Here is a 24155-nt window from a genome sequence, read left to right as displayed (position 1 = left end):
GGCGTCACCTCAAGGTTTGTGCGCCAGACAACGATTTGGCAGACATAATGCGAACATCGGCTAATTAGCGAGCTTGAGGCGCGACATGGGATCGTTGAGCTGGCGGAATTCACCGCCAGGCGGACGCTCCGCCTGCCCTCAAAGGCAGCCGCCGGGCAGGCTACGCCGCGGGGTACGATGCTACTGACATGGCCAAGCCTTCGCTAACGAGCGTTCAGCTCCGGCCACCATATGAACACTCATAAAATAGCTATTCTGCTCCGCCCAGCGTAAATATGCCGCGCGCAGCGCCGATCGGTCATAGCGTGGAGCGCGGCATTCCGCTTTTCGCGCGACGATCATCATGTCGAGCACGCCTTGGAGGTAAGCGCCGCATCGCGGCTCATTCGCTTGACAGCTTACGAACAACGCCGAGCCCGTCGCCGACGCGGGTTCGGTTTGGCCGATCGCACTATCAGGCAGGGCGGCCAAAGCGGCGCATAACAATATCCATCGCCTTGGCCGCATTTTCGTCTCCTATTCCGCAGTATCATTTCGGAAGGGGCGCACGGCCCTCGACGGCCGGCGCCCCGTGCTGATCCATCATTCGCGGCCGAGCACCTGGCCTTCGGGCGTGACGAACAGTTCGATCGTCTTTCCGTCGCTGTTCTTGCCCTTGATTTCATAGAGCGTGCTTCCGTCCGCCTTTCGGGTGACTTGCTCCGCTTTGCTTATTGACGCGAGTTGCGCGCGTGCCGCGTTCATCGCGGCCTCGGGCACCTGAGCAAGCGGGATGTCTCGTTCGCTGTGCTTGCCGATTATCCGGTTTTCGTTCGCCTCGTGGTTTTGCGCGATCGCCACGCCCGCGATCGCCAGCGCGGCCGCGCCCACGCCTGCGACAACAGTGAGAGTTCGTTTGCTAGCCATGTTCCATTCCACTTCCTGCATAAGGGCCGTGGGGTCGGGCGGGCGGCGGTTACGGCCCAATGAGCCGTCGTCCGAGTTCAACTCCTCTGATTGTTCATCCTGTCGAGCGCCGCGCGCAGCCCACGGGCGAGCTTGGCTGCGTCGTCGTTGGCCCAGAAGTGCATGAAGAACAGCCGCGGCTCGTCGTTTAGCATATGATTATGCAGCGCCGTGACCTCGATCCCGTTCGTCCGCAGCACGCGCAGGACCGGATCGACCTCGTTTGCGACAAGTACGAAATCGCCGGTGATGGCGGCTCGGCCGTCCCCGGTTGGCTGAAAGTTGATCGCGGTCGCCGTGCCCATCGTCGGCGGAGTCTCCATATCGCCGTCCATCAGCCGCTCGGCGCGCGGAAAGCTGTATTGGAGGATGCCACCGGCCGTCTTGCCCTCACCGCCCATCAACCGGTTGAGCGCGGCCACATCGAGGTCGAGCCGCGATGCGGCTGCGCTGGCCGAAGGCGATTGCGGCGCGGCGAGCGGGGTCCGACTGGCTGATAGCGCTTGCCGGAGCGCGGCCGCGAGCTTCACCGGGTCGCCGTGGCCGGCAATGTGCATGTACATGGTCGCAGGCGAAGAGCGGAGCAGGTGATTGTGGAGCGCGGTGATCGTAAAACCGCTTGCGAGCAGGCGGCTCAAAACGGGGTTCACCTCGTCGTGGGTCAGCACGAGATCGCCCATCACCATCGCCTCGTCGCCCATCGGCTGAAACGCCGCCCAAGAGCCGAGCGCGAGGGAGGGCTTGATCGTCACCCCATCCAGCGTGACGCTCAGGTCCGAACGCGGGAAGCTGTAGCGGTGAACGCCCCCCGGCTGTTCGGCCCCCGCTCGTCCTATCGCCCGGTCGACAGCCGACCAGTCCGGCGCTGCCCATGCCGGGCTTGCCAGCAGGAGGCTGGCGAATCCCAAGGCGATGGTCTTTTTCAGCATAATTGATCCTTCATCAGCGCACTCGACACGGAAAGCCTCACGTCATGCGAGCGCGCCGCCGGCGAGCCGCGACATTGCGCTCCGGTTTCTTTCTTCGGGATAAGCAGTCCTATGCTCATGAGGCTTGTGATGCAACCCTTACACTTGTAGGCTAGTGACGATACAACTATGACAAACACACAAGCTTCCCCTTGGTTGCTCCTGATCCCGCAGCTTCCGGCTAAGCCTGCCTATTTGCGGGTGAAGGTCTGGCGGCGTTTGCAGGCGATCGGGGCCGCGCCGCTCAAGAACGCCGTCCATGCGCTCCCCAATCGCGAGGACACGCGCGCGCTGTTCGAAGAACTGCATCGCGAGATCACCGAAAATGGCGGCGAGGCGCTGATCCTCGAAGCGCGCCTTGTCGGCGGCATGGGCGATGCGGAGCTGCGCGGAGTGTTCGACGCTGCGCGTGACGCCGACTATGAGGAGTTGGCACGCGAGGCGCGCGCGCTGTGTGAGGGCGAGTATGTCGCGGCGGCGGATGTGGGCCGCCTGCGCAAACGCCTGAACGAGGTCGCCGCGATCGACTTTTTCGGTGCGCATGGTCGGCAGGCGGCACAGGCCGCCATCACCGAGGCGGACCGCCGCTCTCACCAACATCCCGATGTGAGCGGCCCCGGTGCGCCCGAGCTGACCCCGGCGGAGCTAAAGCGCCGCGTTTGGGTGACGCGCCGCCATGTCCATGTCGATCGCATCGCGTCCGCCTGGCTCATTCGCCGCTTCATCGACCCCGAGGCGAGCTTCAAGTTCGTCGAGGGCAAAGGATATGTGCCGGAGCCTGACGAACTGAGGTTCGACATGGCGGACGCTGAGTTCACCCACGAAGGCGACCGCTGCTCCTTCGAGACCTTGGTGTTCCTCACCGGTCTCGAGACCGACCCCGCGCTGCGGGCGCTCGGCGAAATTGTTCACGACCTTGATATTGCCGATGCTCGGTTCGAGCGCCCGGAAACTCCGGGAGTGAGCGCGCTTATCGCCGGCATCTGTGCCGGCACCGACGACGACGAGGAGCGGATCGCGCGCGGATCGACCGCGCTCGACGGATTCTATGCTCACTTCACCCGGCGAAAAGAGGACTAAAGATGGAGGCCAGCGCACGCGCTGAAATCGCAGTCGAGACGCTGCACGAGCACGGCATCAGCTTTGGCGAGGCGGTGCGCGTCTGGATCAGGGTCGCGCTGCTCAGCTTCGGCGGACCGGCGGGCCAGATAGCGGTGATGCATCGCATCCTGGTCGAGGAGAAGCGCTGGATCGGCGAGGAGCGGTTCCTCCACGCGCTCAACTATTGCATGCTGCTGCCCGGCCCTGAAGCGCAACAGCTAGCTGTCTATATTGGCTGGTTGCTCCATAAGACCAAGGGCGGCCTGGTCGCGGGCGCGCTATTCGTGCTGCCCGGCTTCCTCGCGATTTTAGGGCTCAGCTATGTCTATGTGCTGCTCGGCGAAGTGGCGCTGGTCGAGGGATTGTTCTTCGGATTGAAGGCCGCCGTGCTGGCGGTGGTGCTACAGGCGGTGGTCCGGGTGGGTTCGCGTGCCTTGAAGAACAACGTCATGCGCGGTTTTGCCGCGCTGGCGTTCGTCGCGATCTTCGTGCTCGACGTGCCCTTCCCGCTGATCGTGCTTGCCGCCGCGCTGATCGGCTTCTTCGGTGGCCGCGCTGGTTACGCCGCATTCAAGGGCGGCGGCGGACATGGTCCCGCCGGCGCTGAGATAATCCACGACCGCGACACCGCTCTTGGCGAGGGCCTTCCCGACCATGCCCGGCCGAACCTCTCTTGGTCGCTGCGCATCTCCGGCGTCCTGCTGCTGCTCTGGCTCGGGCCGGTCGCAGCGCTGCTGTTCGCGTTCGGCCCCGACGACGTGTTCAGCCGCATCGCCACCTTCTTCAGCCAGATGGCGGTGGTGACCTTCGGCGGCGCCTATGCGGTGCTCGCCTATGTCGCGCAGGAGGCAGTCGAGACCTATGGCTGGCTCCAGCCCGGCGAGATGCTCGACGGGCTCGGCATGGCCGAGACCACGCCCGGGCCGCTGATCATGGTGACGCAGTTCGTCGGCTTCCTCGCGGCCTTCCGCGAAGCGACCGGGCTGCCGCCGCTCGTCGCCGCGACCTTCGGCGCAATCCTCACCACCTGGGTTACCTTCCTGCCATGCTTCCTGTGGATCTTCGCCGGCGCGCCATTCATCGAGCGGCTGCGCGGCAACCGCGCATTGTCGGCCGCGCTTTCGGCGATCACCGCCGCAGTGGTCGGCGTGATCCTCAATCTGGCGGTCTGGTTTGGTATCCACACTCTGTTCGAGCAAGTCCGCGAAGTGCCGTTCGCAGCCGGCACCATCGATCTCCCAGTCCTAACGTCCGTCAACTGGCCGGCGCTGGCGCTCGCGGTGGGTGCGATACTCGCCATGTTCCGGTTCAAGGCCGGCATGCTGCCGGTGCTCGGCGTCTGCTCGGTCCTCGGGGCCGCATATGTAATGATCATCTGAAGGAGTGACGCGTGACGATCGACCATCTTTCCCGACGCAGTGCAATCGCAACTCTTGGCATCGGAGCCGCCGCCATGACTATCAACGAAGCCTCTGCGCAGACGCCGGCCGCAGCGCCGGCGGCTGTCCCCGCCTTTGCCGGAAATCATCAGGTCAAGCCGCTCAGGTTCAATCCCGCCAGGCTTCACGGCCTCTCCGAAAGGCTGATCACATCGCACCACGAGAACAATTATGCGGGCTCGGTCAAGGCCCTGAATATGATCGAGACACGACTTGCCGCCGCGCTCGCTGACACGGACCTGCCGCCGGTGGTCTATGGCGGATTGAAGCGCGAGGAGCTGCACCGCACCGGCTCGGTCGTGCTCCATGAGGTCTATTTCGACGGGCTCGGCGGCAACGGCCAGGCAGCCGGTTCCATCCGCGACGCGCTGGGCGCGGCGTTCGGCTCGTTCGACCGCTGGGAAGCCGACTTCCGCCGTACCGGGATGAGCCTTGCCGGCGGATCGGGCTGGTGCGTGCTCGTCTACAATCTCCACACGCGCTCGCTGCACAACCATTGGGCGTGGGATCATATGCACGGTGCGATTGCCGGCGTGCCGCTGCTCGCGCTCGATATGTACGAGCACAGTTTCCACATGGATTACGGCACCGCCGCCGCCAAATATGTCGACGCCTTCTTCCGCAACATCGACTGGGAAGTGGTCGACCGGCGCTATGCCGCGGCTTTGCGCGGCGGCGGCTGAACCCGACCGCCGTGGCTTAACACCCACTGCTGCGCGACACCTGAGTTCGCGACCACAAAGGGGACAGGTCCGATGGGGAGATGCAACAATGACATCCGGCCCGAACATCGCTCTTCTTTGGCGTGGGCAAGCAGCCGAGTGGACGCATCGCTTTCATGAAGCCCGGCAGTGGCCGATAATGCAGGCCTTGCGGGCGCTCGGGGCGACCGCAAGGCCTGTACTGTACAGGGACGAGGCGGTTCGCGAGATTCGGGACGAGCTGCTGTCGTGCGACGCAGTGCTGGTCTGGGTGAATCCGTTGGACATTTCAGGCGACCGCTCGCAGCTCGATCCAATGCTGCGCGAAGTCGCGGGGTGCGGCGTTGTCGTCAGCGCGCATCCTGACGTGATCGCCAAAATCGGCGTCAAGGAAGTGCTCTACACAACGCGATCCATGGAATGGGGCAGCGATGTCGATCGATACGTGGACGCTGAAGGCCTTCGCGCTCGTTTCCCCGAACATCTTGCCGCAGGCCCGCGCGTGCTGAAGCCGAACTACGGCAACGGCGGCAGGAATGTATGGCGTGTCCAACTAGACGAAGCGGGAAACGCTCCGGCTTTGAAAACGTCGGTGAAAGTTCAAGAGGCCCGCCAAGGAAGCAAATCGGAGCGCATCAGCCTAGCCGAGTGCTTGGAAAGGTGGGTGCCGTTTCTAAACGACGGCGGCGTGCTGATCGATCAGGCTTATCAGCCGCAGTCGTCCGAGGGCATGGTCCGCTGCTACGTGTGCGGGCACCGAGTGGTTGGCTTTGGGCACAACCTGATCACTGCGCTGATGACGCCAACGGCCATTGATACAACGTCGTCAACCCCACAGCCGATGGGCCGCGCCATGTTCGGACCGGAGGTGACGCGCTTCGCAGCCTTACGGAAAGCGATGGAGGATCGCTGGATTCCAGAGATGCAAAGGTTGCTGTCGATCGTCGACCACGATCTTCCGCTTCTTTGGGACGCCGACTTCCTATTTCGCCCTGGTGAAGCCATCAGCGATGGCTCCTATGCGCTTTGCGAGATCAATGCTAGTTCGGTTGCACCATTTCCGCCAAGCGCCGTCCAGCCAGTCGCCGCAGCGGCAATCGGTCGCGCTCTTGCCATTCGTTTGACGAAGGAGACCTCCAATCCTCATTGATATGATTCAAGCAATTCAAGAGACGTGACATTGGTCGTATCAATCAGACAAGCCTAAGGGTGAGCGAGGCTGGGTGAAACCGGCTCAGGTGGCAGCGCGGAGATACTGGTAGAGGGTTTCGCGACTGATCCCCAGGTCACGGGCGATGACGGCCTTGCGCTCGCCGTCATCAACACGGCGGTGCAGCTCGGCGACCATTTCGTCGGAGAGGGAACGTTTCCGCCCGCGATAAGCACCGCGTTGTCTGGCGACCGCAATGCCTTCGCGCTGCCGCTCCCGGATCAGGGCGCGCTCGAATTCGGCGAACGCACCCATGACCGAGAGCATCAGGTTGGCCATCGGGGAATCCTCGCCCGAGAAGGCCAGGCTTTCCTTCACGAACTCGATCCGGACGCCTCTTTTGGTGAGGGACTGAACCAGTTTGCGCAGATCGTCGAGATTACGCGCCAATCGATCCATGCTGTGGACCACGACGGTGTCACCCTCGCGGGCGAAGGCGAGCATGGCATCGAGTTCGGGGCGGTTGATGTCCTTGCCCGATGCCTTGTCGGTGAAAATCCGGTCGAGCGACTGCCCGTCCAACTGGCGATCGACATTCTGATCGAATGTGCTCACCCGGACGTAACCGATCCTCTGGCCTTTCATCGCCGCCTCCGGTCAAAATGTCAGGTTGAATTCTATGACACGGCGGAACATGCGTCAATAAATGCTTGCCATAACCCTATCCTGACAGAAACCGCCGCTGCATCCTGACGTCCGGTTAGGCTATACTCCAAGCTGACATCACAAAATCAAATCCCTCAAAGATGGCGTCAATTGCCTTGATGGGGTAAAAACTGGAGTGCTTCCAGGATGGGACATTCGGCAACGTCATCTCCAGTGCATCTGGCTAACGTGGTCGCCAGCGTCACCTCTATCTTCTGCAAATCTGCAATGCGGCGGCGGACATCTTCAAGGTGGAGTTCGGTTCTCGCCATAACCTCCGCGCAGGTTTGTGCACCGGTATCGGTGAGCGACAACAATGACCGTATCTCATCCATTGCATAGCCAAGGTCGCGCGCGCGCAGGATGAACTGCAACCTTTGCACCAGTTCCGGCGAATAGACGCGGTAGCCGTTGGAACTGCGAGGCGGCCCCGGCAGCAATCCCACCTTCTCGTAATAGCGGATGGTTTCGAGATTGCAGCCTGTTTTCCGGGCAAGCTGGGCACGCAAGATGCCGACCTGTTGCTCCATGAAAATACCTCTTGAGTCTGTAGTGGCTACAGAGCCTACACTGCGAATCACTCAGTTGGAACAAGGGATTCAAGCCATGGTCTCAACGCCGGAAGCGGGACAGCCAGCCCTCACCGAAAACCACGAGCCGAAGCAGGCAAACTGGGTTGCGGCGGGCGCATTGATCGGCGCGGGGCTCGCCTCGGCTTGCTGCGTCGTCCCGCTACTGTTGGTTATGCTCGGAATTTCCGGCGCGTGGATCGCCAACCTGACGGCGCTCGAACCTTACAAGCCCTATGTCGCAGGCGTAACGCTCGCGCTGCTCGGCTACGGCTTCTGGCATGTCTATTTCAAGCCGAAACCGCCCTGTGAAGACGGTTCCTACTGCGCTCGTCCACAATCGGCTTGGACCACCAAGGCGGTGCTGTGGCTGGGCCTTGCCGTCGCCATCCTGGCGCTCACCATCGACTGGTGGGCACCCTGGTTCTATTGAAAGGAAATACCCATGAAAAAGACAGTATGTATCGCTATGGCCGTGCTGGCTATGGCTGGCGGCGGGGTCGCCTATGCAGTTAGTGGCACGGCGCAAGATCGCCCCGCGGCTACCGCAACCGCTCAGAAGCAAACCACCTTTGCCATAGAGAACATGACCTGCGCCACCTGCCCGATCACCGTGAAGAAGGCGATGGAAGGCGTCGCCGGGGTAACGGCGGTCACGGTCGATTTCGCAGCCAAGACCGCGCGCGCAACCTATAACCCGCGCCGCACCAATGCTGCTGCGATTGCCGCTGCATCAACCAACGCGGGTTATCCGGCGCGCGCTATTCAAAACTGAGCGGGGCGCCGCCAGCGCCTCAAGAAAGCGATAAGCAATGAACGACTGTTGCAACCGCCCCGGGCAGGAAGGATTTGACGTGGCCGTCATCGGCGCGGGTTCTGCCGGGTTCTCCGCCGCGATCGCCGCTGCCGATCTGGGCGCGAAAGTGGCGCTCGTCGGTCACGGCACGATTGGCGGCACCTGTGTCAATGTTGGCTGCGTTCCTTCCAAGACGCTGATCCGCGCCGCCGAAGCGGTGCATGGTGGGCTTGCCGCCGCGCGCTTTCCCGGCCTTGGGGGCGCTGTCCAGATGGATGACTGGTCCGTATTGGCGGCGTCGAAGGACGATCTTGTCACGACGCTGCGCCAAAAAAAATATGTCGATCTGCTGCCCGCCTATGACGGTGTGAGCTATATCGAGGGCAAGGCACGCTTTGCCGATGGTGCGCTGATTGTCGGCGATGCGCCCATGAAGGTCGGCAAGGTCATATTGGCGATGGGTGCGCACGCCGCCGTGCCGCCGATTCCGGGGATGGACAGCGTGCCCTACCTAACCAGCACATCGGCGCTGGCGCTGGATCGCTTGCCCAAATCGCTGCTGGTGATCGGTGGCGGGGTGATCGGGGTAGAACTGGGACAGATGTTTTCGCGTCTGGGCGTTGATGTCACCATCTGCTGCCGAAGCCGCCTGCTCCCCGAAATGGACCCGGAAGTGAGTGCCGCGCTGAAAAACTATTTGGAAGCCGAGGGCGTGCGGGTTTGCGCAGGTGTCGGCTATCAGCGTATCGCCCAAACACAGAGCGGGGTCGAATTGACCTGCGAGGGGCATTGTGACACCGTCGTGGCGGAACAGGTGCTCATCGCCACCGGACGCCGACCCAATAGCGACGGGCTTGGGCTGGAGGAGCGCGGCATAGTGCTTGCCCGTAATGGTGGAATCGTCGTCGATGACCACCTCGAAACGTCGGTTCCAGGCATTTACGCGGCGGGCGATGTAACGGGACGGGACCAGTTCGTCTACATGGCCGCCTATGGCGCAAAACTGGCCGCGCGCAACGCGGTGACGGGCAACCAATACCGCTACGACAATTCCTCCATGCCATCCGTCGTCTTCACCGACCCGCAAGTCGCCAGCGCCGGCCTCACTGAAACGACAGCACGGGCGCAAGGCCTGGACATCAAGGTTTCGCTGCTCCCGCTCGATGCTGTGCCAAGGGCACTGGCAGCACGCGATACGCGGGGTCTCATCAAACTGATTGCCGACAAGGCGAACGACCGTTTGCTGGGCGGCCAGATCATGGCACCCGAAGGCGCGGATTCGATCCAGACACTGGTGCTGGCGATCAAACACGGCATGACCACCCTGGAATTGGGTGCAACGATATTTCCTTACCTGACCACTGTGGAAGGCCTCAAACTGGCGGCCCAAACGTTTGATAAGGATGTCGCCAAACTGTCTTGCTGCGCCGGGTGATTGCTCGGGGATCAACCGGCAACGAATGGCCTCCCTCCAGTGCAAGCCGCTTTGGTGTCAATTTTGTTATTCGCCTCAGCGGGAGAGCAAAATGGCACGACGCCGACTTCTGACCGGAGACGAGCGCCGGCGCCTGTTCGATCCTCCTGTCCAAGAAACCGCGATCATTGGGCATTATACCCTTTCTGCGGAAGATGTTGAATTGGTTGGGCGCCGCTATGGTCCAGCAAATCGCCTCGGTCTGGCTGCACAAATCGCTTTGATGCGACATCCCGGCTTTGGTCTGCAACCCGAGATCGGGCTTCCCGACGTCATTCTTCAGTACCTCGCGGCACAGTTATTCGTCGATCCTTCCTCCTTCTCTGCATATGGTCAGCGCGCGCAAACCCGTACCGATCATGCCGATCTCGTGGCGCGTTATCTTGGCATACGCCCGTTTCGACGCGGCGACCTGGCACTTGCCCTGAATCTTGCCGCGCAAGCCGCCGAGTATACAGACAGAGGTGAACCGATTGTTCGCGCCCTCATGGTTGGCCTGAAGGGTGAGCGGTTCATTCTTCCGTCAGGCGACACACTGGAACGCGCCGGTCTTGCTGGCCGGGCACGCGCACGCAAAGCTGCCGCAGCCGCAATCGTCGAAGGCCTCAGCTCTGCTGAACTGACACGGCTAGACGAACTCGTAATCAACAACCCGGATTTCGGCATGACACCGCTGGCGTGGTTGCGTAATTTCGAAGAAGCCCCGACTGCGGCCAATATCAATGGCTTGCTTGAGCGCCTGCGCTATGTTCGCGGCATAGGTATCCACCCGGTAGTTGGGGGCGCCATTCCGGAATTCCGCTTTGCCCAATTTGTCCGCGAGGGCGGCGTGGCACCGGCATTCCTGCTTTCGGATTACAGCGTCAATCGCAGGCGGGCGACGTTGACGGCCGCAGTGATCGACCTTGAGGCCAGACTTGCCGATGCCGCGATCCAAATGTTTGACCGACTTATCGGCGGCATGTTCACGCGCGCGCGGCGTGGGCGCGAGCGTCGCTACCAAGATAGTATTCAGTCGGTGGGGCAACTCATGCGGCTGTTTGGCGCCACGATTACAGCACTTGATGAGGCTGTCCAGAATGGCGGCGATCCGCTCGAATTGATTGACGAAGCGGTGGGCTGGCACCGGCTTGTTGCGGCAAAGGCCCAAGTAGATGCCCTTGCTGATCTTGCCGGCGAGGACGCACTGGTAACGGCAACCGAGCGTTACGCCACGCTACGGCGTTTCAGCCCGGCATTTCTGGACGCCTTCACCTTCAAGGCGTCTGGAACAGGGACGGCACTGATCAAAGCCATCGATGTCATTCGCGATGCGAACACACGAAAGTCGCGCGACCTTCCCGATGGCGTTCCACTGCCATTCCCCAATCGGCAGTGGAAGCGTCTCATCACCGAAAGCGGCCGTATCGACCGCCGACGTTATGAAATTGCGATCATGGCAACCTTGCGTGATCGTTTGCGCGCCGGTGATGTATGGATCGAGGGAACCCGCAACTATCAGCGCTTCGATGCCTATTTGCTGGGTCGGCGCGACGCCGCCAAAGTGGCGGATGTGCTTCCGTTCGATTCAAATGCTGCATCCTACCTCGCTGACCGGGCACGAAATCTTGACTGGCGGCTGCGCCGATTTGCCAAGCAGTTGAAAACAAACAAGCTTGAGGGAGTGTCGCTCGAACGAGACCGGCTCAAGCTTCAGCAAATGCCGCCTGTCACCCCACCGGAAGCTGAAGCCCTCGATCGCAAGCTCGATACCCTGCTTCCCCGCGTGCGCATCACCGAGCTGCTGCTTGAAGTCGCCGAACGCACTGGTTTTTTGAACGCATTCCGTGACCTGCGCTCAGGCAAGGAGCACGACAACCCCAGCACGGTACTCGCCGCAATTCTGGCTGATGGCACCAACCTCGGGCTGGAGCGGATGGCCAATGCCAGCGAAGGCGTCAGCTATGCCCAACTCGCATGGACCCACAACTGGTATCTTTCACCCGAGAACTATCAGGCCGCGCTGGCCATGATCATCTCAGCCCATCACGAATTACCCTTCGCGCGGCATTGGGGCGCTGGCACCAGTTCGTCGTCCGATGGCCAGTTCTTCCGGTCGGGGCGGAGCCGTTCAGGGGCGGCGGACGTCAATGCCAAATATGGCGCCGAACCTGGCGTGAAAATCTATTCTCACCTTTCCGATCACTTCGCATCATTCGGATCACGGATCATGTCCGCGACGGCAGGTGAAGCGCCTTACGTGCTCGACGGGCTTGTCCTGGGCGCCGGCAACCTTCCGTTGCATGAGCACTATACCGATACCGGCGGCGCCACCGATCATGTTTTCGCACTCTGCCACCTACTCGGGTTCCGCTTCGCGCCACGGCTGCGCGATATTGGCGACCGCAAGCTGGGTTCGATCGCTGCGCCATCGACATACAAGGGCATCGAAAATCTGATGGGCCGCACCATCAAAACGGCAGCGATCGAGGCCGATTGGGATGACATCGTCAGGATTGTCGCCTCAATCAAGGATGGCACGGTGGCGCCGTCAGTAATCTTGCGAAAACTTGCCGCCTACAAACGCCAGAACAGGCTGGATTTTGCATTGGCTGAACTGGGCCGTATCGAGCGCACTTTGTTCACGCTCGATTGGCTTGAACAACCGGAACTGCGACGTGCCTGTCAGGCCGGTCTCAACAAAGGCGAGGCGAGGCACACGCTTGCCGCCGCCATCTATACCAACCGGCAGGGTCGGTTCACCGATCGCTCGCTGGAAAATCAGGAATTTCGCGCATCTGGGCTGAACCTGCTGATTGCGGCGATTTCCTACTGGAACACGGTCTATCTCGACCGGGCCGCCCAGCACCTCAACGCTGTCGGCACGACGTTCGATGCGGCACTGCTTGCGCACCTTTCTCCGATGGGCTGGGCGCACATCAGTCTGACCGGCGATTACCTCTGGGAGCAGGCCAGGCGACTTCCAGCAGGTGAATTCCACCCACTCAACGAGCCAATGGCGCGGTTGAAGCGTGTAGCGTAGCCCATGTTCCGCTTATGTCCGAGAAATCGTTGTCTGGCGAACAAACCTTGAGGTGACGCCGACAAGGGTTCTGAACCGTTCCCAGCCAGGCCCGGTGGCGATTATCCCGTCCAGGGCCGTGCCATCGTCCTGCGCTCCAAGCAAAGCACCACCGATTTCGGCAAAGGACTTCAGCGTGTCCCGAACGGCCGCCTTTTCGTCGGCGATCCTGGTGTTGCAAAGGCGTTCGGAGGCCCGATAGAGACGGCCTACGATGCGATCGTGGGTCTCCACGATGACATCGGCCAGCGATGACCGCCATTCCAGGGTGCAGACAGCGAGGATCGCAAGCCGCCTGTCTTCGGGCAGATCACGCATGCCGTCGGCGTAATAGCGCTCGCCCTGCCGGCGAAGCCGGGTCACACGATGCGCCGGCACGCCGTCCAGCAAATCCGCCGGAAGATCGAACCTTTGAAGATATTCCAGTCGATCCATCAGCCGGTTAGCGGCTGCTGAATTTGCGCCAACCTCGAACTGTCGCAGCCATACGAAGCGCGTGACGCGACCATCCACCGTATCCTCCAACAGGTGAGCCAAATTCTCGCTCAGGGTTGGCGTGATGCGATGGGCGATAAGATCCTCGATCCGGCGCTCGGCCTCAACCAGCGCATCGGCGCAAAGGCGCTCGATCGTCGAGGAGCCGGGAAGGATCGTGCGGGTGCGGCGACACTCCGCAACGAAGCGACGGGCAAGATCCTCATTCGATGTCGCCGCCTCGGCTTCCCGAGCGATCCATTCGCGCAAATCCCGTGCGCCCCGCCCCGAAAAGGAGCGATAGCCGTAGATTCGGCGAAGGTCCGCCAGATGCTCGTGCCGGGTCTCCTCGCGCGCGGCATAGAGGAGTAGATCGTCGCTGGTCAGGCCGAGCTGGGCCGCGATGAAATCCGATACCTGCGCCGGGATCAACTCGCCAGGAGCGAGCACCCGGCCCGGGTAGCGCAGGACGCACAGTTGCAGCGCGAAGCCAAAACGATTGTGGGCGCGCCGGCGCTGGCGGATATGCCCGAGATCCTCATCGCTGAGGGTATAGTGCCGCAGCAGCTCACCTTGATCGACCGGCAAGTGAAGCAGCGCCTCGCGCTGTCGATCGGTCAGGGTCACGCGACGCGGCATACATGCTCCTTATTCTTTCCGAGCTACGGTTTGAGATAGCTTGATTGAGATGCTGGTTAAGATACACAATAGCCCAATCTTATGTGCTCATGTTCGTCACCGCCTCAAACCTTCGTTTGTGATCCATGCTGATCGGCTACGCCCGCGTGTCCAAAGCCGACGGCTCGCAGTCGCTCGACCTGCAGCACGATGCCCTTCGCGCTGCCGGTGTCGAGCCAGGCAATATCTATGATGATCGTGCATCCGGTAGCCGTGATGATCGCCCCGGTCTTGCCGCCTGCCTGAAATCGTTGCGCGACGGCGATGTCCTCATCGTTTGGAAGCTCGACCGGCTCGGCCGAACGCTCACCCACCTGGTCAGCACGGTGCAGAATCTGTCGGATCGCGGTATCGGTCTGCGGGTGCTCACCGGCAAGGGCGCGCAGATCGACACCACGACGCCATCGGGCCGGATGGTGTTCGGCATTTTTGCCACACTGGCGGAGTTTGAGCGGGATATGATCCGCGAGCGCACCATGGCTGGCCTGGCCGCTGCCCGCGCGCGGGGACGCAAGGGTGGCCGCAAGTTCGCCCTCTCCAAGGCCCAGGTGCGGCTCGCTCAGGCTGCTATGGCCCAACGCGACACGTCCGTTTCCGACCTCTGCAAGGAACTCGGGATCGAGCGCGTCACTCTCTACCGCTATGTCGGTCCCAACGGGGAACTCCGGGATTACGGTCAGCGCGTGCTTGCTGCCAAAACGCGATGATGATGACGGGAGCCCCGATCAAACTTACCCAAGCGGACGCCGCAGACGTTGCAGACCTGTACAACCGTTGCAGCGACTATTTCCTGTTGCAGGACGGGGCCGCGCCCACGCTGGACGATGCTCGCGAGCTTTTCTCCGATGTGCCGCCCGAAAAGAGCGCCCACAATCAAGCTGTCCTGGGATGGAAGGGGCCTGGCGGCCTATATGCAATCGCGGCCATCCTCCGCGATTATCCGCGTGATGGCACATGGTATCTCGGCTTCATGATCGTAGATGCCGCACAGCGTGGTCGTGGCGTCGGACGCTCAATTTACTCGACGGTCGAAAGCTGGGCCGCTGCGAGAGGTGCCACAGAGATTCGGTTGGCCGTGCTGGAAGCGAATGAAGCGGCAGAGCGATTTTGGCGTTCTCTCGGCTTCATTGAGTATCGGCGCGTTGGGCCAGACACCTTCAAAATGCGTAGCCATCGCCGGATAGAACTGAGCCGTCGCCTTTCTGGCGCGACCGTAGAAGGCAGCAACAAGTAAGATCTCGCGCCGGCTATCTGGGCGAGCTTGGCGTAGGATTCCGCCCCCTCCCGCAAACGCCCCCTTTCAGGGAAGGGGGCTTGAGATCGCCTTGATGGCCTTCAATCCCGTTCCAAAACGAGCGATCGCGTCCCTGTTTCTCTCCAGCTCGCCATAGGGCAGATAGGCGAAGTCGAGATCGGCAATACGGCTGAAAGCCGGGCGACGGAGTTGCGCGCGAACGTCCTGCTCGCGCGCATTCGGTGCGACCAGGAATAGCCCGGCGGCAGCGTGCAGATCGCTCCCCGACAGCGCCAGATCGAGCATGCGCACGATCCCCGAGTAGATCGAGGTCGAATGTTCAACCTCGAACGCGGCGGCGACGCCGTCGCCACCCTTCGCCAGCCACAACACGTCGATGAGGCGGATCGAGTCCGCTCCGGGAGAGGTCGCAATGGCGTCTGGAAGGCGCTCGAGGCATCCCTGTCCAAGCGGGCAGCCAGCGTGAAGTCGACCGCGGTCATTGGCGGCGATCCACACATCGTAACCGAGGGCATGGCCGAGGTCGCGCAGCCAGGCCTGGATTTCGGCGTGCGTGCGATCGGTTTCGCCCTGCGCGGCGGCTGTCTTGTCGAGCCGGCTTGCCTCCGCTCTGGCATGTTCCAATCTGCCGAGCCAGTCGTCGGCCGCCGTTGCGTCATCCTCCAGCGGTGGCGCGGGATAGCGGCCCGAGCCAATGTCGAACAACAGTCCGCCGATCGCGCCGAGATCGTTGGAGAGCAACTCGCGGTAACGGTCGTTGAGGTCGAGGATGCCGGCGCGCATGGCGAGAAAATGATCCCATGACCCGAGCTTCACCTTGGCGCCGGTGACGGCATTGTAGCCCTTGACGATCGCGGTATTGAAGGGCGGCACCAGCGTCGGGTGAAGGAAATAGAGCAGGTTGGCCGCCGCCGGCCCCAGCCCCTTGATCTTGAGCGCGTCTATGCTGCGGATGTGGCTGATGATCTCCTCGGCGGTATCGCAGCACGAGCAATTGTCGAGCAGGCGACCGAACGCCCGCTGGTTGTCCGGGCTTTCGTAGATGTCTGGAATGCGCAGCTTGGGCTTCCACAGCCAGGCATGGTCGGCGCCCTTGAAGATCTGCCGCTGTTCGGCGATCGAGTGGACAACCGTTTCCAGTGACGAGCCGCGATAGGCGACGCCGAACCGCCCACTTTCGATTTCTGCGACCACCTGCTGCAGCCCGCGACGGATGGAGCGGAAGTTTTTCAGCCGTTCGTCCCACAGAAACCAGGAGCGATAGGTGGCGCCGGGATCGTCTCGCCAACGACGGACAAGCTCGCTCACGAGATCATGATGTGTCGCGGGTAACAAGGTCATACTGGCTGGGTCATCTAAACTGGGCTCCTTGCCGTTCAGGCTATCGCGAGCAAGGGCGGCTTGCACGTTCAATGTGCGATCCGCGAAGCGTGCTCAAATTGTCGGTGATCGCGCAGGGAAACGCCGCTGGCATTGGGCGTTGCCGGTCGCAACCGTCGACCGGGCGCACAGCCAGGCAGACGGCCGGCACGGGCGTCGCCGCCCGGGAGCGGCGCCGCAACCAGCTTTTTCCGGTCGAACTTAGCGGATCACTGCTTTGCGATCGCGGTGACCTCGCCATCGCTGCCCTTGAGCGAGAGGTCGAAATCGACCTTGTCGCCGACCTTGACCGCATCGGTGATCGACGGCGCGGCCTTGAACGCCATCGTCATCGCGGGCCACTTGGCCTCCGGGATCGGACCATGATCGAGCGTGATCGTGCCTGCCGCCTTGTCGATCGCGGTGACGGTGCCATGGCCCTTGGCCTTGATCGCGGCGTTCGCGTCAGGCGCCATCGACATGTTGCCCATGTCGCCGCTCATGGTCGCGGCGGGCGCCGCCTCGTTGGTCTCAGTCGCAACGGGGGCCTCCGCCTTCTTGCCGCACGCGGCAGTCAGGGCGGCGAGGCCGAGGGCAATGGTCAGTCGTGCATGGTTCATCGTCTTCTCCTTCATGATGAAACGGGTTGAGGGATGGGATCGGTCTTGGGCCGGCGCAACAGCAGGTAGGCGGCGGGCAGGACGAACATTGAGAGCAAGGGCGCGGTCAGCATGCCGCCGATCATCGGCGCGGCAATCCGGCTCATGACCTCCGAACCCGCGCCTGATCCCAGCAGGATCGGCAGCAGGCCGGCCAGGATCACCGCCACCGTCATCGCCTTGGGACGGACGCGCAGCAGCGCGCCTTCGCGCACGGCGGCCTCGACCTCGGCAGCGTCCGGATGTGCGCCGCGCTCGGCCAGCGCGTTCTTGAGATAGATCAGCATCACCACCCCGAACTCGGCGGAGACGCCGGCGAGCGCGATGAACCCGACCCCGGTGGCGATCGACTGGTTGAACCCCAGCAGATAAAGCGTCCAGATGCCGCCGGTCAGCGCAAACGGCAGCGTCCCCATGATCAGCGCCGCCTCGTCGAAGCGGCCGAAGATGAGGTAGAGCAGCACGAAGATGATCAGCAGCGTCGCGGGCACGACCAGCTTCAAGCGGTCGACCGCGCGCTCGAGATATTCGAACTGGCCAGAGTAAGCGATGCTGACCCCAGGCGAGAGCCTGACCTGTTTCGCCACCGCACGCTGCAGATCGCCGACCACCGAGGCAAGATCGCGCCCGCGCACATCGACGTAGACCCAGGTCGAAGGCCGGGCATTCTCGGTCTTGAGCATCGGCGGTCCCTCGGCGATCGAGACGTTTGCCACGGTGCCCAAGGTGATCTGCTGGCCCGCGGGCGTCAGGATCGGTAGCGCCCGCAGCCTTTCGAGGCTGTCGCGCAATTCGCGCGGATAGCGCACGCTGATCGGATAGCGGGCGAGGCCCTCGACCGTCTCGCCGATCGTCTCGCCGCCGATCGCGCCGGAGACGATGGCCTGGACGTCGGCGATGTTGAGCCCGAACCGCGCGGCGGCGGCGCGGTCTATGTCGACATCGACATAGCGTCCGCCGGTCAGCCGCTCGGCGAGCGCCGAGCTGACGCCGGGCACGCTCCTGGCCACGGTCTCGACATCATGCGCGATGCGGTCGAGCTCGGCGAGGTCACTGCCCGACACCTTGACCCCGATCGGGCTCTTGATGCCCGTCGCGAGCATGTCGATGCGGTTGCGGATCGGCGGCACCCAGATATTGGCGAGACCCGGAAGCTTCACCCGGCGATCGAGCTCGTCGACAAGGCGTTCGGGCGTCATGCCCGACCGCCACTGGTCGCGGGGCTTGAATTGGATCGTCGTCTCGAACATTTCGAGCGGCGCGGGATCGGTCGCGGTCTCGGCGCGGCCGGCCTTGCCGAACACGCTTTCGACTTCGGGCACGGTCTTGATCAGGCGGTCGGTCCGCTGGAGCAGCTCACTCGCCTTGGCGGCCGAGAGGCCCGGCAGCGCCGAGGGCATGTAGAGCAGGTCGCCCTCGTCGAGATTGGGCATGAACTCGCCGCCGAGCCGGCTGAGCGGCCAGGCCGTGGTGGCGAACACCAGAGCCGCGATCAGCAGCACTGCCTTGGGCCGCTTCATCGTCCAGTCGATCGCGGGCCGGTAGATATTGGTGAGCCAGCGATTGACCGGATTGGCCTGCTCGGCCGGAATGCGGCCCCGGATCAGCCAGCCCATCAGGATCGGCACCAGGGTCACCGACAGGATCGCGGCCGCGCCCATCGCATAGGTCTTGGTGAAGGCGAGCGGCGCGAACAGCCGGCCTTCCTGCGCCTCCAGGGTGAAGACCGGAATGAACGACAGCGTGATGATCAGCAGGCTGAAGAACAGCGCCGGCCCGACCTCGGCCGCCGCCTCGGTGACGACGATCCAGCGCATCTCGCCATCGAGATGTCTGTCCGGGTGATCCTGCTCCCAGCGTTCGATCCTCTTGTGGGCGTTCTCGATCATGACGACCGCCGCATCCACCATCGCGCCGATGGCGATGGCGATGCCGCCCAGCGACATGATGTTGGCGTTCACCCCCTGGAACCGCATTACGACGAACGCGGCCAGCACACCGAGCGGCAAGGTCAGGATCGCGACCAGCGCCGAGCGGACGTGCCAGAGGAACAGGGCGCAGACCAATGCGACGACGATGAACTCCTCGACCAGCTTGCGGGTGAGGTTCTCGACCGCGCGATCGATCAGCTGCGAGCGGTCATAGACCGTGACCACCTCGACGCCCGGCGGCAGGCTTTTCCTGAGATCGGCGAGCTTGTCCTTGACCGCCGCGATGGTCTCACGGGCGTTCTTGCCTGACCGAAGAATAACGACGCCGCCGGCGACCTCGCCTTCGCCGTTCAGTTCGGCGATGCCGCGCCGCATCTCGGGGCCGACCTGGATCGTGGCGACATCGCCGAGCCGGACGGGCACGCCGCCCGCCGCAGTCTTGAGCGGGATTGCCCGGAAATCGTCGAGCGTTTTCAGATAGCCCGAGGCGCGGACCATATATTCGGCCTCGGCCATTTCCAGCACCGAGCCGCCGGCTTCCTGATTGGCTTGGCTGATCGCCTGCACTGCCTGGGCGTGGGTTACGCCGTAGGCCGCGAGCTTCACCGGATCGAGCAGCACCTGGTACTGCTTGACCATGCCGCCGATGCTGGCGACTTCGGCCACGCCGGTCACGGTCTTCAGCTCGTAGCGCAGGAACCAGTCCTGCAACCCGCGAAGCTGCGAGAGATCGTGCCGGCCGGTGCGGTCGACCAGCGCATATTCATAGACCCAGCCGACCCCGGTCGCGTCCGGCCCGAGCGCGCTGCGGGCGCTGGCCGGCAACCGACCCTGGACCTGGTTGAGATATTCGAGCACGCGGCTGCGCGCCCAGTAGAGATCGGTGCCGTCCTCGAAGATCACATAGACGAAGCTGTCGCCGAAGAAGCTATAGCCGCGCACCGTCTTGGCGCCGGGCACCGACAGCATGGTGGTGGTGAGCGGATAGGTGATCTGGTTCTCGACGATCTGCGGCGCCTGACCCGGATAGGAAGTGCGGATCACGACCTGCACGTCGGAAAGATCGGGCAGCGCGTCGATCGGGGTCGAGCGCACCGCCCACAGGCCCGCGCCGACCAGCGCGAGCATGCCGAGCACGACGAAGAAGCGGTTCCTCACCGACCAGCGGATGAGATGGGCGATCACTGGCCCGCCACCTTCGCCATATGCCGCAGCGTCGGTCCCGCCGGGGGCCGGTCGAACCCGAACCGGACCCGGTCACCCGCCTTGAAGCCGCGCGCGATGCCCGGATTGGCGAGCGCGAAGGTCATCGTCATCGCCGGCCAGTCGAGCGCGGGAACGGGCTCGTGGCTGAGCGTCACCGAATTGGCCGTGATCCGCTCGATCTTGCCCGTCGTCTCGTACAGCGTGGCTTTCGACGCCGGCGCGGCGATGGTCGCCGATGCCGCACCGCCGCCGATCGGCCGCGCCTCGATTCCCGACAGGCTCGCCTCGGAATCGATCAGGAACTGCCCCGAGACGACGACGTTCTCGCCGGGCGACAGGCCGGCAAGGATCTCGGTCTCGCCGCCTGCCTCGCGGCCGATGCGGACCTCGGCGGGATGATAGCGCCCGTCGCCTGCGGCCAGCATGACGAGCGTGCGCCTGCCCGTGCGGATCACCGCTTCGCTCGGCACCAGCAGCGCCGGCTTGGCATCGCCGCCAAGCGCGACGCTGGCGAACATGCCCGGCCGCAACCGGCCGTCCCGGTTGGGCAGCTCGATCCGCACGGTGAGCGTGCGGCTGTCGGCCTGCGTGGTCGGCAGGATCGCGATCACCCGGCCGGCGAAGCGCTCGCCGGGGAAGCCCGCCAGCGTGGTGCTGGCATTCTGGCCGACCCGGACATCGCCCGCGCGCGCTTCGGGCACCGCGGCATTGAGCCAGACGGTGCCGAGCCCGCTTACCTGGGCGAGCGTCTGGCCCATGGCGAGCGTCACGCCGGCACGGGCGTCGAGCGTCTGGATCGTGCCCGAGATCGGCGTCGTGATCGTCACCACGCCGTTCGGGCGTCCGCTCCGCTCGACGCTGGCGATGAGGCCGTCGGACATGCCCATCAGCCGCAGTCGCTGGCGCGCGGCCGCGGTGAGGTCGGGCTTGCCGAGCCGCCTGACGCTCAGATATTCGGTCTGCGCGCCGCCCCATTCGGGCAGGAGCAGGTCCGCGATCGGCGCGCCGGCGCGGACCACGTCCCCGGGCGCTCGCGCATAGACGCGGCTCACGAACCCGCCCGAACGCGCCTGGATGACGGCGACGTCGCGCTGGTTGAAGTCGATCGTGCCGGTGACCTCGAGGGCCGAGGCAAGGCTGCCCATCTTCGCCGCGACGACCCGCAATCCCAGGCTCTGCCGCGCGGCGGGATCGACGGCGACCGTGGGGGCCGCGCCGGCGCTTCCTCCGTCCGCGTATCGCGGCACGAGCTGCATATCCATGAAGGGCGACTTGCCGGGCTTGTCGAACTTCTGGTTGGGGAACATCGGATCGTACCAGTAAAGGACTTTGCCTGCCCCGGCGGGCGTGGTCGCCTCCGATTGCGGTGCCTGGCGATGGCCAGCCCAATAGCCTGTGCCGCCGGCCAGCAGCGCGACAGCCAGGATCGATGCGCCCCAGCGCAGCGCGGATTTATCGAGCGTCATGGCCGCTCCTCCCCATAGGTGATAGTGATGCGGACCGCGTCGCGCGCGACGTCGGCTTCGCGGTTGAGCGCCTCGACCTCGGCCTCCGCGAGCCCGAGCGTCGTGAGCAGCGCGGCGCCAAGGTCGAGCTTGCCGGCGCCATAGCTGTCGCGGTCGAGCTCGGCGCGGTGCCTGGCGAGTGGCACCAGCGTCTCGCGGGCATTGCGCAACCGGGAGAGATGCATGGCATGGTCTGCGAGATCGGCGTCGAGCTGCGCCACCAGCTCGCGGCGGATCGCCTCGCGGTCGAACCGACCCCCTTGCGCAAGGCTCTCGCTTGCAGCGATCCTGGGGTTCTGGCGCTTGCCGGCGAACAGCGGCAGGTCGATCGACACGCCGACCGAGGCCATGTCGCCGTACATGGGATCGCGCCGGCCATAGGTGACGCCGACCTTCCAGTCGGGGCGCTTGTCGGCGCGCGCGAGACGCACGTCCGCTTCGGCGACTGCGATCCGCGCGTCCTGCGCGCGCAGGGCGGGAAGCGCATCGATCCCGGCCCGCAGCCGGATCGGATCGACATCGAGCATCGGCGGGTCGCCCGTCGCCTGCGGGTCGGGGTCGCCGGTATAGCGCGCGAGCCGGGCCCGCGCCTGCGCCACCACCGCAGCCATCTCGGCGCGGCGATCGGCGATGGCGGCGCGGAGCTGGTCGGGCTCGAGCGCCTGGCTCGGGCGCGCGCTGCCCGACGCCAGGCGTGCGGTCACGGTCTTCTGCAGGTCGTCGAGGCTGGCATCGAGCAGGTCGAGCTGCCGGAGCCGGCGTTCTCCATAATAGAGATCGACCCAGGCGAGGGCGGTCTCGAGCCGCACGTTGCGGCCTTCGACCAGCTCGCCCGCCTCGGCGATACCGATATCGGCCGCGGCGCGCGCGGCGCGTGCATGGCGCTTGGCGAGATTGGGGAAGGTCTGGCTGAACCCGATCGTCGCCATAGTGAAATCGTCGCGCGTGAAGCTGCCGGCATTGGGGCCGCTCACCGGGAAGTTCTGCAGGCCCAGGTCGAGCGTCGGATCGGGCAGGCGATCGGCCGCGACCGCCGAAGAGCGGGCGCCGGCTGTCGCCGCCGCGCGCGCCTTGAGGCTTGGCGCGTTGGCGGCAGCGAGCCTCACTGCCTGCTCGTAGGTGAGCGGGCCGGCCGACACCGGCACGGCCCAGGCGCTCGCAAGCGTCGCACCGATAGAGAGCAACAGGCGTCGCACAGCGCGCCTCGGCATCATGATCATGGATATCATCCCCTCATGACAGAGGCGGCGCGCCAAGATGTGACGCGCCGCTCCGGAGCGGGTTTAGCCCTTGTCCGACCTGACTGCGCCGCGCATGCAGTCGGCGGCGCTTGCCTGCATCATCGCGCAATCGCAGCTGGCCATGTCCCGGCTGTCGGGCACCCATATGCGGACACGCGCAGGGCCAGTCGCCCGCGGACCATATTGCGGCGCCGACCGCCATTCCCAATGGCCTTGCGGCGTGCGGCTCGCGTCGGTTGCAAGCGCAGGCGCGGCGAGACTGAGGGCCGCCACAAGGGCGGCCGGAAGCAGTTTGATCATCACGAAAACCTTTGACTGAAAAGAAGGAAACCGGGCGCGCACGCATCGATCGATGCGCGCAGCCCGTGCTCGTTCAATCAGGCAAGGCTGGTGGGAGGATCCGGCTCGGGCGCAACCGCCTTGCCGGTCAATATCGTGTCGGTCGTCCAGAAGCTGGGCGCGTCGTAGAGACGCGCAGGCGCAACGCCGCCTGCCAGGTCCGCTGCGACCAGCGGGATCACGCACCCCATCGCGGCGATGCAATCGAGCGTCAGGCCCTTGCAGGGCTTTTCGCTGGGCGCAGGCTGCTGCTTGGCCATCATCGCCATGCAGTCCGCATCCATGCCCTTGGCCAGCGGCGCGCCTGCCGCCTGCGGCACGCTGTGCGCGGCCGCCATCTGGGCTCCGAAGAGACCGGACAGCGCTCCGATGACGAGCAGGAGGGCGAGCAGGCGTTTCACGGGCCTCGATATCTAGCGGGTTTCGCGGGCGCAGCCAACCAAAGTCTCGCGCCGCGCGGATTTTGAAGTGCTGACGGCTGATTCCGTCAACTCCGCGTCAATAAAGATCCGGCCCGGGGAAGAAGATCGGCTGCGGCCTCTACGTATATCGAGGCTGGACCCGGGACCGTAGTCCCAAGCCTGAAGAGACGCTCTTCC

At 63.9% G+C, this 24155-nt stretch carries 22 protein-coding genes and 1 pseudogene; 10 read left to right on the top strand and 13 right to left on the bottom strand.

Annotated elements, in window-relative coordinates; all coding sequences use genetic code 11:
• Window positions 1-180: 180 nt before the first annotated feature.
• From FFS08_RS24340 to FFS08_RS17560, 3 genes are all read right to left on the bottom strand, one after another.
• Window positions 181-507, bottom strand: coding sequence for a Rap1a/Tai family immunity protein (locus FFS08_RS24340; protein ID WP_223178489.1), 327 nt, complete (start codon window positions 505-507; stop codon window positions 181-183).
• A gap of 75 nt (window positions 508-582) precedes the next feature.
• Window positions 583-906 (bottom strand): PepSY domain-containing protein, encoded by a 324-nt coding sequence (locus FFS08_RS17565; RefSeq protein WP_202408384.1) that lies wholly within the window; start codon window positions 904-906, stop codon window positions 583-585.
• Between the two features lie 77 nt (window positions 907-983).
• Complete coding sequence (locus FFS08_RS17560; RefSeq protein ID WP_008603797.1) at window positions 984-1874, bottom strand: DUF1259 domain-containing protein; 891 nt, start codon at window positions 1872-1874, stop codon at window positions 984-986.
• 168 nt (window positions 1875-2042) lie between these two features.
• On the opposite strand from FFS08_RS17560, the gene FFS08_RS17555 reads away from it, so the two are divergent.
• The 4 genes from FFS08_RS17555 to FFS08_RS17540 all read left to right on the top strand — a co-directional run bounded on the left by FFS08_RS17555 (window position 2043) and on the right by FFS08_RS17540 (window position 6304).
• Window positions 2043-2993: a chromate resistance protein ChrB domain-containing protein gene (locus FFS08_RS17555; RefSeq protein WP_025160483.1), complete on the top strand. Its 951-nt coding sequence runs from the start codon at window positions 2043-2045 to the stop codon at window positions 2991-2993.
• A 2-nt stretch (window positions 2994-2995) separates the two neighbouring features.
• Window positions 2996-4393, top strand: a complete 1398-nt coding sequence (gene chrA / locus FFS08_RS17550; protein ID WP_008603799.1) for a chromate efflux transporter — start codon at window positions 2996-2998, stop codon at window positions 4391-4393.
• Between the two features lie 74 nt (window positions 4394-4467).
• On the top strand, window positions 4468-5136 hold the full coding sequence (locus FFS08_RS17545) for a superoxide dismutase (protein ID WP_017184236.1): 669 nt from the start codon (window positions 4468-4470) through the stop codon (window positions 5134-5136).
• Between the two features lie 88 nt (window positions 5137-5224).
• A complete protein-coding gene (locus tag FFS08_RS17540; RefSeq protein WP_157838154.1) occupies window positions 5225-6304 on the top strand; it encodes a Cj0069 family protein in 1080 nt (359 codons plus the stop codon).
• An 84-nt stretch (window positions 6305-6388) separates the two neighbouring features.
• Here the strand turns inward: FFS08_RS17540 and FFS08_RS17535 are convergent, their stop codons facing one another.
• Together FFS08_RS17535 and FFS08_RS17530 are read right to left on the bottom strand one after the other, a co-directional pair.
• Complete coding sequence (locus FFS08_RS17535) at window positions 6389-6949, bottom strand: recombinase family protein (protein WP_017184234.1); 561 nt, start codon at window positions 6947-6949, stop codon at window positions 6389-6391.
• 167 nt (window positions 6950-7116) lie between these two features.
• Window positions 7117-7539, bottom strand: a complete 423-nt coding sequence (locus tag FFS08_RS17530) for a MerR family transcriptional regulator (RefSeq protein ID WP_014072603.1) — start codon at window positions 7537-7539, stop codon at window positions 7117-7119.
• Window positions 7540-7615: 76 nt separating this feature from the next.
• On the opposite strand from FFS08_RS17530, the gene FFS08_RS17525 reads away from it, so the two are divergent.
• From FFS08_RS17525 to FFS08_RS17510, 4 genes are all read left to right on the top strand, one after another.
• Window positions 7616-8011, top strand: a complete 396-nt coding sequence (locus FFS08_RS17525; protein ID WP_014072602.1) for a mercuric transporter MerT family protein — start codon at window positions 7616-7618, stop codon at window positions 8009-8011.
• Between the two features lie 12 nt (window positions 8012-8023).
• Window positions 8024-8353 carry a heavy-metal-associated domain-containing protein gene (locus tag FFS08_RS17520; RefSeq protein WP_004213249.1) on the top strand — a complete coding sequence of 110 codons (330 nt, stop codon included), beginning with the start codon at window positions 8024-8026 and terminating at the stop codon, window positions 8351-8353.
• A gap of 79 nt (window positions 8354-8432) precedes the next feature.
• Window positions 8433-9809 carry a mercury(II) reductase gene (merA, locus tag FFS08_RS17515; protein WP_137863630.1) on the top strand — a complete coding sequence of 459 codons (1377 nt, stop codon included), beginning with the start codon at window positions 8433-8435 and terminating at the stop codon, window positions 9807-9809.
• A gap of 91 nt (window positions 9810-9900) precedes the next feature.
• On the top strand, window positions 9901-12870 hold the full coding sequence (locus tag FFS08_RS17510) for a Tn3 family transposase (protein ID WP_014072601.1): 2970 nt from the start codon (window positions 9901-9903) through the stop codon (window positions 12868-12870).
• A gap of 45 nt (window positions 12871-12915) precedes the next feature.
• On the opposite strand, the pseudogene FFS08_RS17505 reads toward FFS08_RS17510, so the two are convergent.
• Window positions 12916-14022, bottom strand: a pseudogene (locus tag FFS08_RS17505) (DUF4158 domain-containing protein); the annotation flags it as partial.
• Window positions 14023-14147: 125 nt separating this feature from the next.
• Between FFS08_RS17505 and FFS08_RS17500 the strand changes: the two are divergent.
• Entirely contained in the window at window positions 14148-14768 is a 621-nt protein-coding gene (locus tag FFS08_RS17500; protein ID WP_008832583.1) for a recombinase family protein, read from the top strand.
• Between the two features lie 2 nt (window positions 14769-14770).
• The gene (locus FFS08_RS17495) at window positions 14771-15295 is read left to right on the top strand and encodes a GNAT family N-acetyltransferase (RefSeq protein ID WP_011607966.1); all 525 of its coding nucleotides are present in this window, start codon (window positions 14771-14773) and stop codon (window positions 15293-15295) included.
• A gap of 66 nt (window positions 15296-15361) precedes the next feature.
• On the opposite strand, the gene FFS08_RS17490 is transcribed toward FFS08_RS17495, so the two are convergent.
• From FFS08_RS17490 to FFS08_RS17460, 7 genes are all read right to left on the bottom strand, one after another.
• Window positions 15362-16624 carry a type II restriction enzyme NmeDI-related protein gene (locus tag FFS08_RS17490; protein ID WP_007683327.1) on the bottom strand — a complete coding sequence of 421 codons (1263 nt, stop codon included), beginning with the start codon at window positions 16622-16624 and terminating at the stop codon, window positions 15362-15364.
• Between the two features lie 281 nt (window positions 16625-16905).
• Window positions 16906-17310, bottom strand: a complete 405-nt coding sequence (locus tag FFS08_RS17485) for a copper-binding protein (RefSeq protein WP_007406376.1) — start codon at window positions 17308-17310, stop codon at window positions 16906-16908.
• The gene (locus tag FFS08_RS17480) at window positions 17307-20450 is read right to left on the bottom strand and encodes an efflux RND transporter permease subunit (RefSeq protein WP_137863631.1); all 3144 of its coding nucleotides are present in this window, start codon (window positions 20448-20450) and stop codon (window positions 17307-17309) included. The genes FFS08_RS17485 and FFS08_RS17480 overlap by 4 nt, the downstream gene beginning before the upstream one ends.
• Window positions 20447-21937, bottom strand: a complete 1491-nt coding sequence (locus FFS08_RS17475; protein ID WP_007406384.1) for an efflux RND transporter periplasmic adaptor subunit — start codon at window positions 21935-21937, stop codon at window positions 20447-20449. Before FFS08_RS17475 ends, FFS08_RS17480 begins: the two co-directional genes overlap by 4 nt.
• A complete protein-coding gene (locus tag FFS08_RS17470; RefSeq protein ID WP_013039107.1) occupies window positions 21934-23196 on the bottom strand; it encodes a TolC family protein in 1263 nt (420 codons plus the stop codon). Before FFS08_RS17470 ends, FFS08_RS17475 begins: the two co-directional genes overlap by 4 nt.
• A 63-nt stretch (window positions 23197-23259) precedes the next feature.
• On the bottom strand, window positions 23260-23517 hold the full coding sequence (locus FFS08_RS17465; RefSeq protein ID WP_007683334.1) for a hypothetical protein: 258 nt from the start codon (window positions 23515-23517) through the stop codon (window positions 23260-23262).
• A 77-nt stretch (window positions 23518-23594) separates the two neighbouring features.
• Window positions 23595-23957, bottom strand: coding sequence for a hypothetical protein (locus FFS08_RS17460; protein ID WP_007406428.1), 363 nt, complete (start codon window positions 23955-23957; stop codon window positions 23595-23597).
• Between the last annotated feature and the right edge of the window lie 198 nt (window positions 23958-24155).

The sequence above is a fragment of the Sphingomonas sp. 1F27F7B genome (assembly GCF_005503355.1).
GTDB lineage: Bacteria > Pseudomonadota > Alphaproteobacteria > Sphingomonadales > Sphingomonadaceae > Sphingomonas.
Note: the sequence above shows the minus strand (reverse complement) of the source record. Positions and strands in the feature narration are given on the sequence as shown.

What these genes read in the sequence shown, in the direction of transcription:
- FFS08_RS24340 (WP_223178489.1), bottom strand. Translation starts at nt 507, where the DNA reads ATGCGGCCAAGGCGATGGATATTGTTATGCGCCGCTTTGGCCGCCCTG.
- FFS08_RS17565 (WP_202408384.1), bottom strand. Translation starts at nt 906, where the DNA reads ATGGCTAGCAAACGAACTCTCACTGTTGTCGCAGGCGTGGGCGCGGCC.
- FFS08_RS17560 (WP_008603797.1), bottom strand. Translation starts at nt 1,874, where the DNA reads ATGCTGAAAAAGACCATCGCCTTGGGATTCGCCAGCCTCCTGCTGGCA.
- FFS08_RS17555 (WP_025160483.1), top strand. Translation starts at nt 2,043, where the DNA reads ATGACAAACACACAAGCTTCCCCTTGGTTGCTCCTGATCCCGCAGCTT.
- chrA (WP_008603799.1), top strand. Translation starts at nt 2,996, where the DNA reads ATGGAGGCCAGCGCACGCGCTGAAATCGCAGTCGAGACGCTGCACGAG.
- FFS08_RS17545 (WP_017184236.1), top strand. Translation starts at nt 4,468, where the DNA reads ATGACTATCAACGAAGCCTCTGCGCAGACGCCGGCCGCAGCGCCGGCG.
- FFS08_RS17540 (WP_157838154.1), top strand. Translation starts at nt 5,225, where the DNA reads ATGACATCCGGCCCGAACATCGCTCTTCTTTGGCGTGGGCAAGCAGCC.
- FFS08_RS17535 (WP_017184234.1), bottom strand. Translation starts at nt 6,949, where the DNA reads ATGAAAGGCCAGAGGATCGGTTACGTCCGGGTGAGCACATTCGATCAG.
- FFS08_RS17530 (WP_014072603.1), bottom strand. Translation starts at nt 7,539, where the DNA reads ATGGAGCAACAGGTCGGCATCTTGCGTGCCCAGCTTGCCCGGAAAACA.
- FFS08_RS17525 (WP_014072602.1), top strand. Translation starts at nt 7,616, where the DNA reads ATGGTCTCAACGCCGGAAGCGGGACAGCCAGCCCTCACCGAAAACCAC.
- FFS08_RS17520 (WP_004213249.1), top strand. Translation starts at nt 8,024, where the DNA reads ATGAAAAAGACAGTATGTATCGCTATGGCCGTGCTGGCTATGGCTGGC.
- FFS08_RS17510 (WP_014072601.1), top strand. Translation starts at nt 9,901, where the DNA reads ATGGCACGACGCCGACTTCTGACCGGAGACGAGCGCCGGCGCCTGTTC.
- FFS08_RS17500 (WP_008832583.1), top strand. Translation starts at nt 14,148, where the DNA reads ATGCTGATCGGCTACGCCCGCGTGTCCAAAGCCGACGGCTCGCAGTCG.
- FFS08_RS17495 (WP_011607966.1), top strand. Translation starts at nt 14,771, where the DNA reads ATGACGGGAGCCCCGATCAAACTTACCCAAGCGGACGCCGCAGACGTT.
- FFS08_RS17485 (WP_007406376.1), bottom strand. Translation starts at nt 17,310, where the DNA reads ATGAAGGAGAAGACGATGAACCATGCACGACTGACCATTGCCCTCGGC.
- FFS08_RS17475 (WP_007406384.1), bottom strand. Translation starts at nt 21,937, where the DNA reads ATGACGCTCGATAAATCCGCGCTGCGCTGGGGCGCATCGATCCTGGCT.
- FFS08_RS17470 (WP_013039107.1), bottom strand. Translation starts at nt 23,196, where the DNA reads ATGATCATGATGCCGAGGCGCGCTGTGCGACGCCTGTTGCTCTCTATC.
- FFS08_RS17465 (WP_007683334.1), bottom strand. Translation starts at nt 23,517, where the DNA reads ATGATCAAACTGCTTCCGGCCGCCCTTGTGGCGGCCCTCAGTCTCGCC.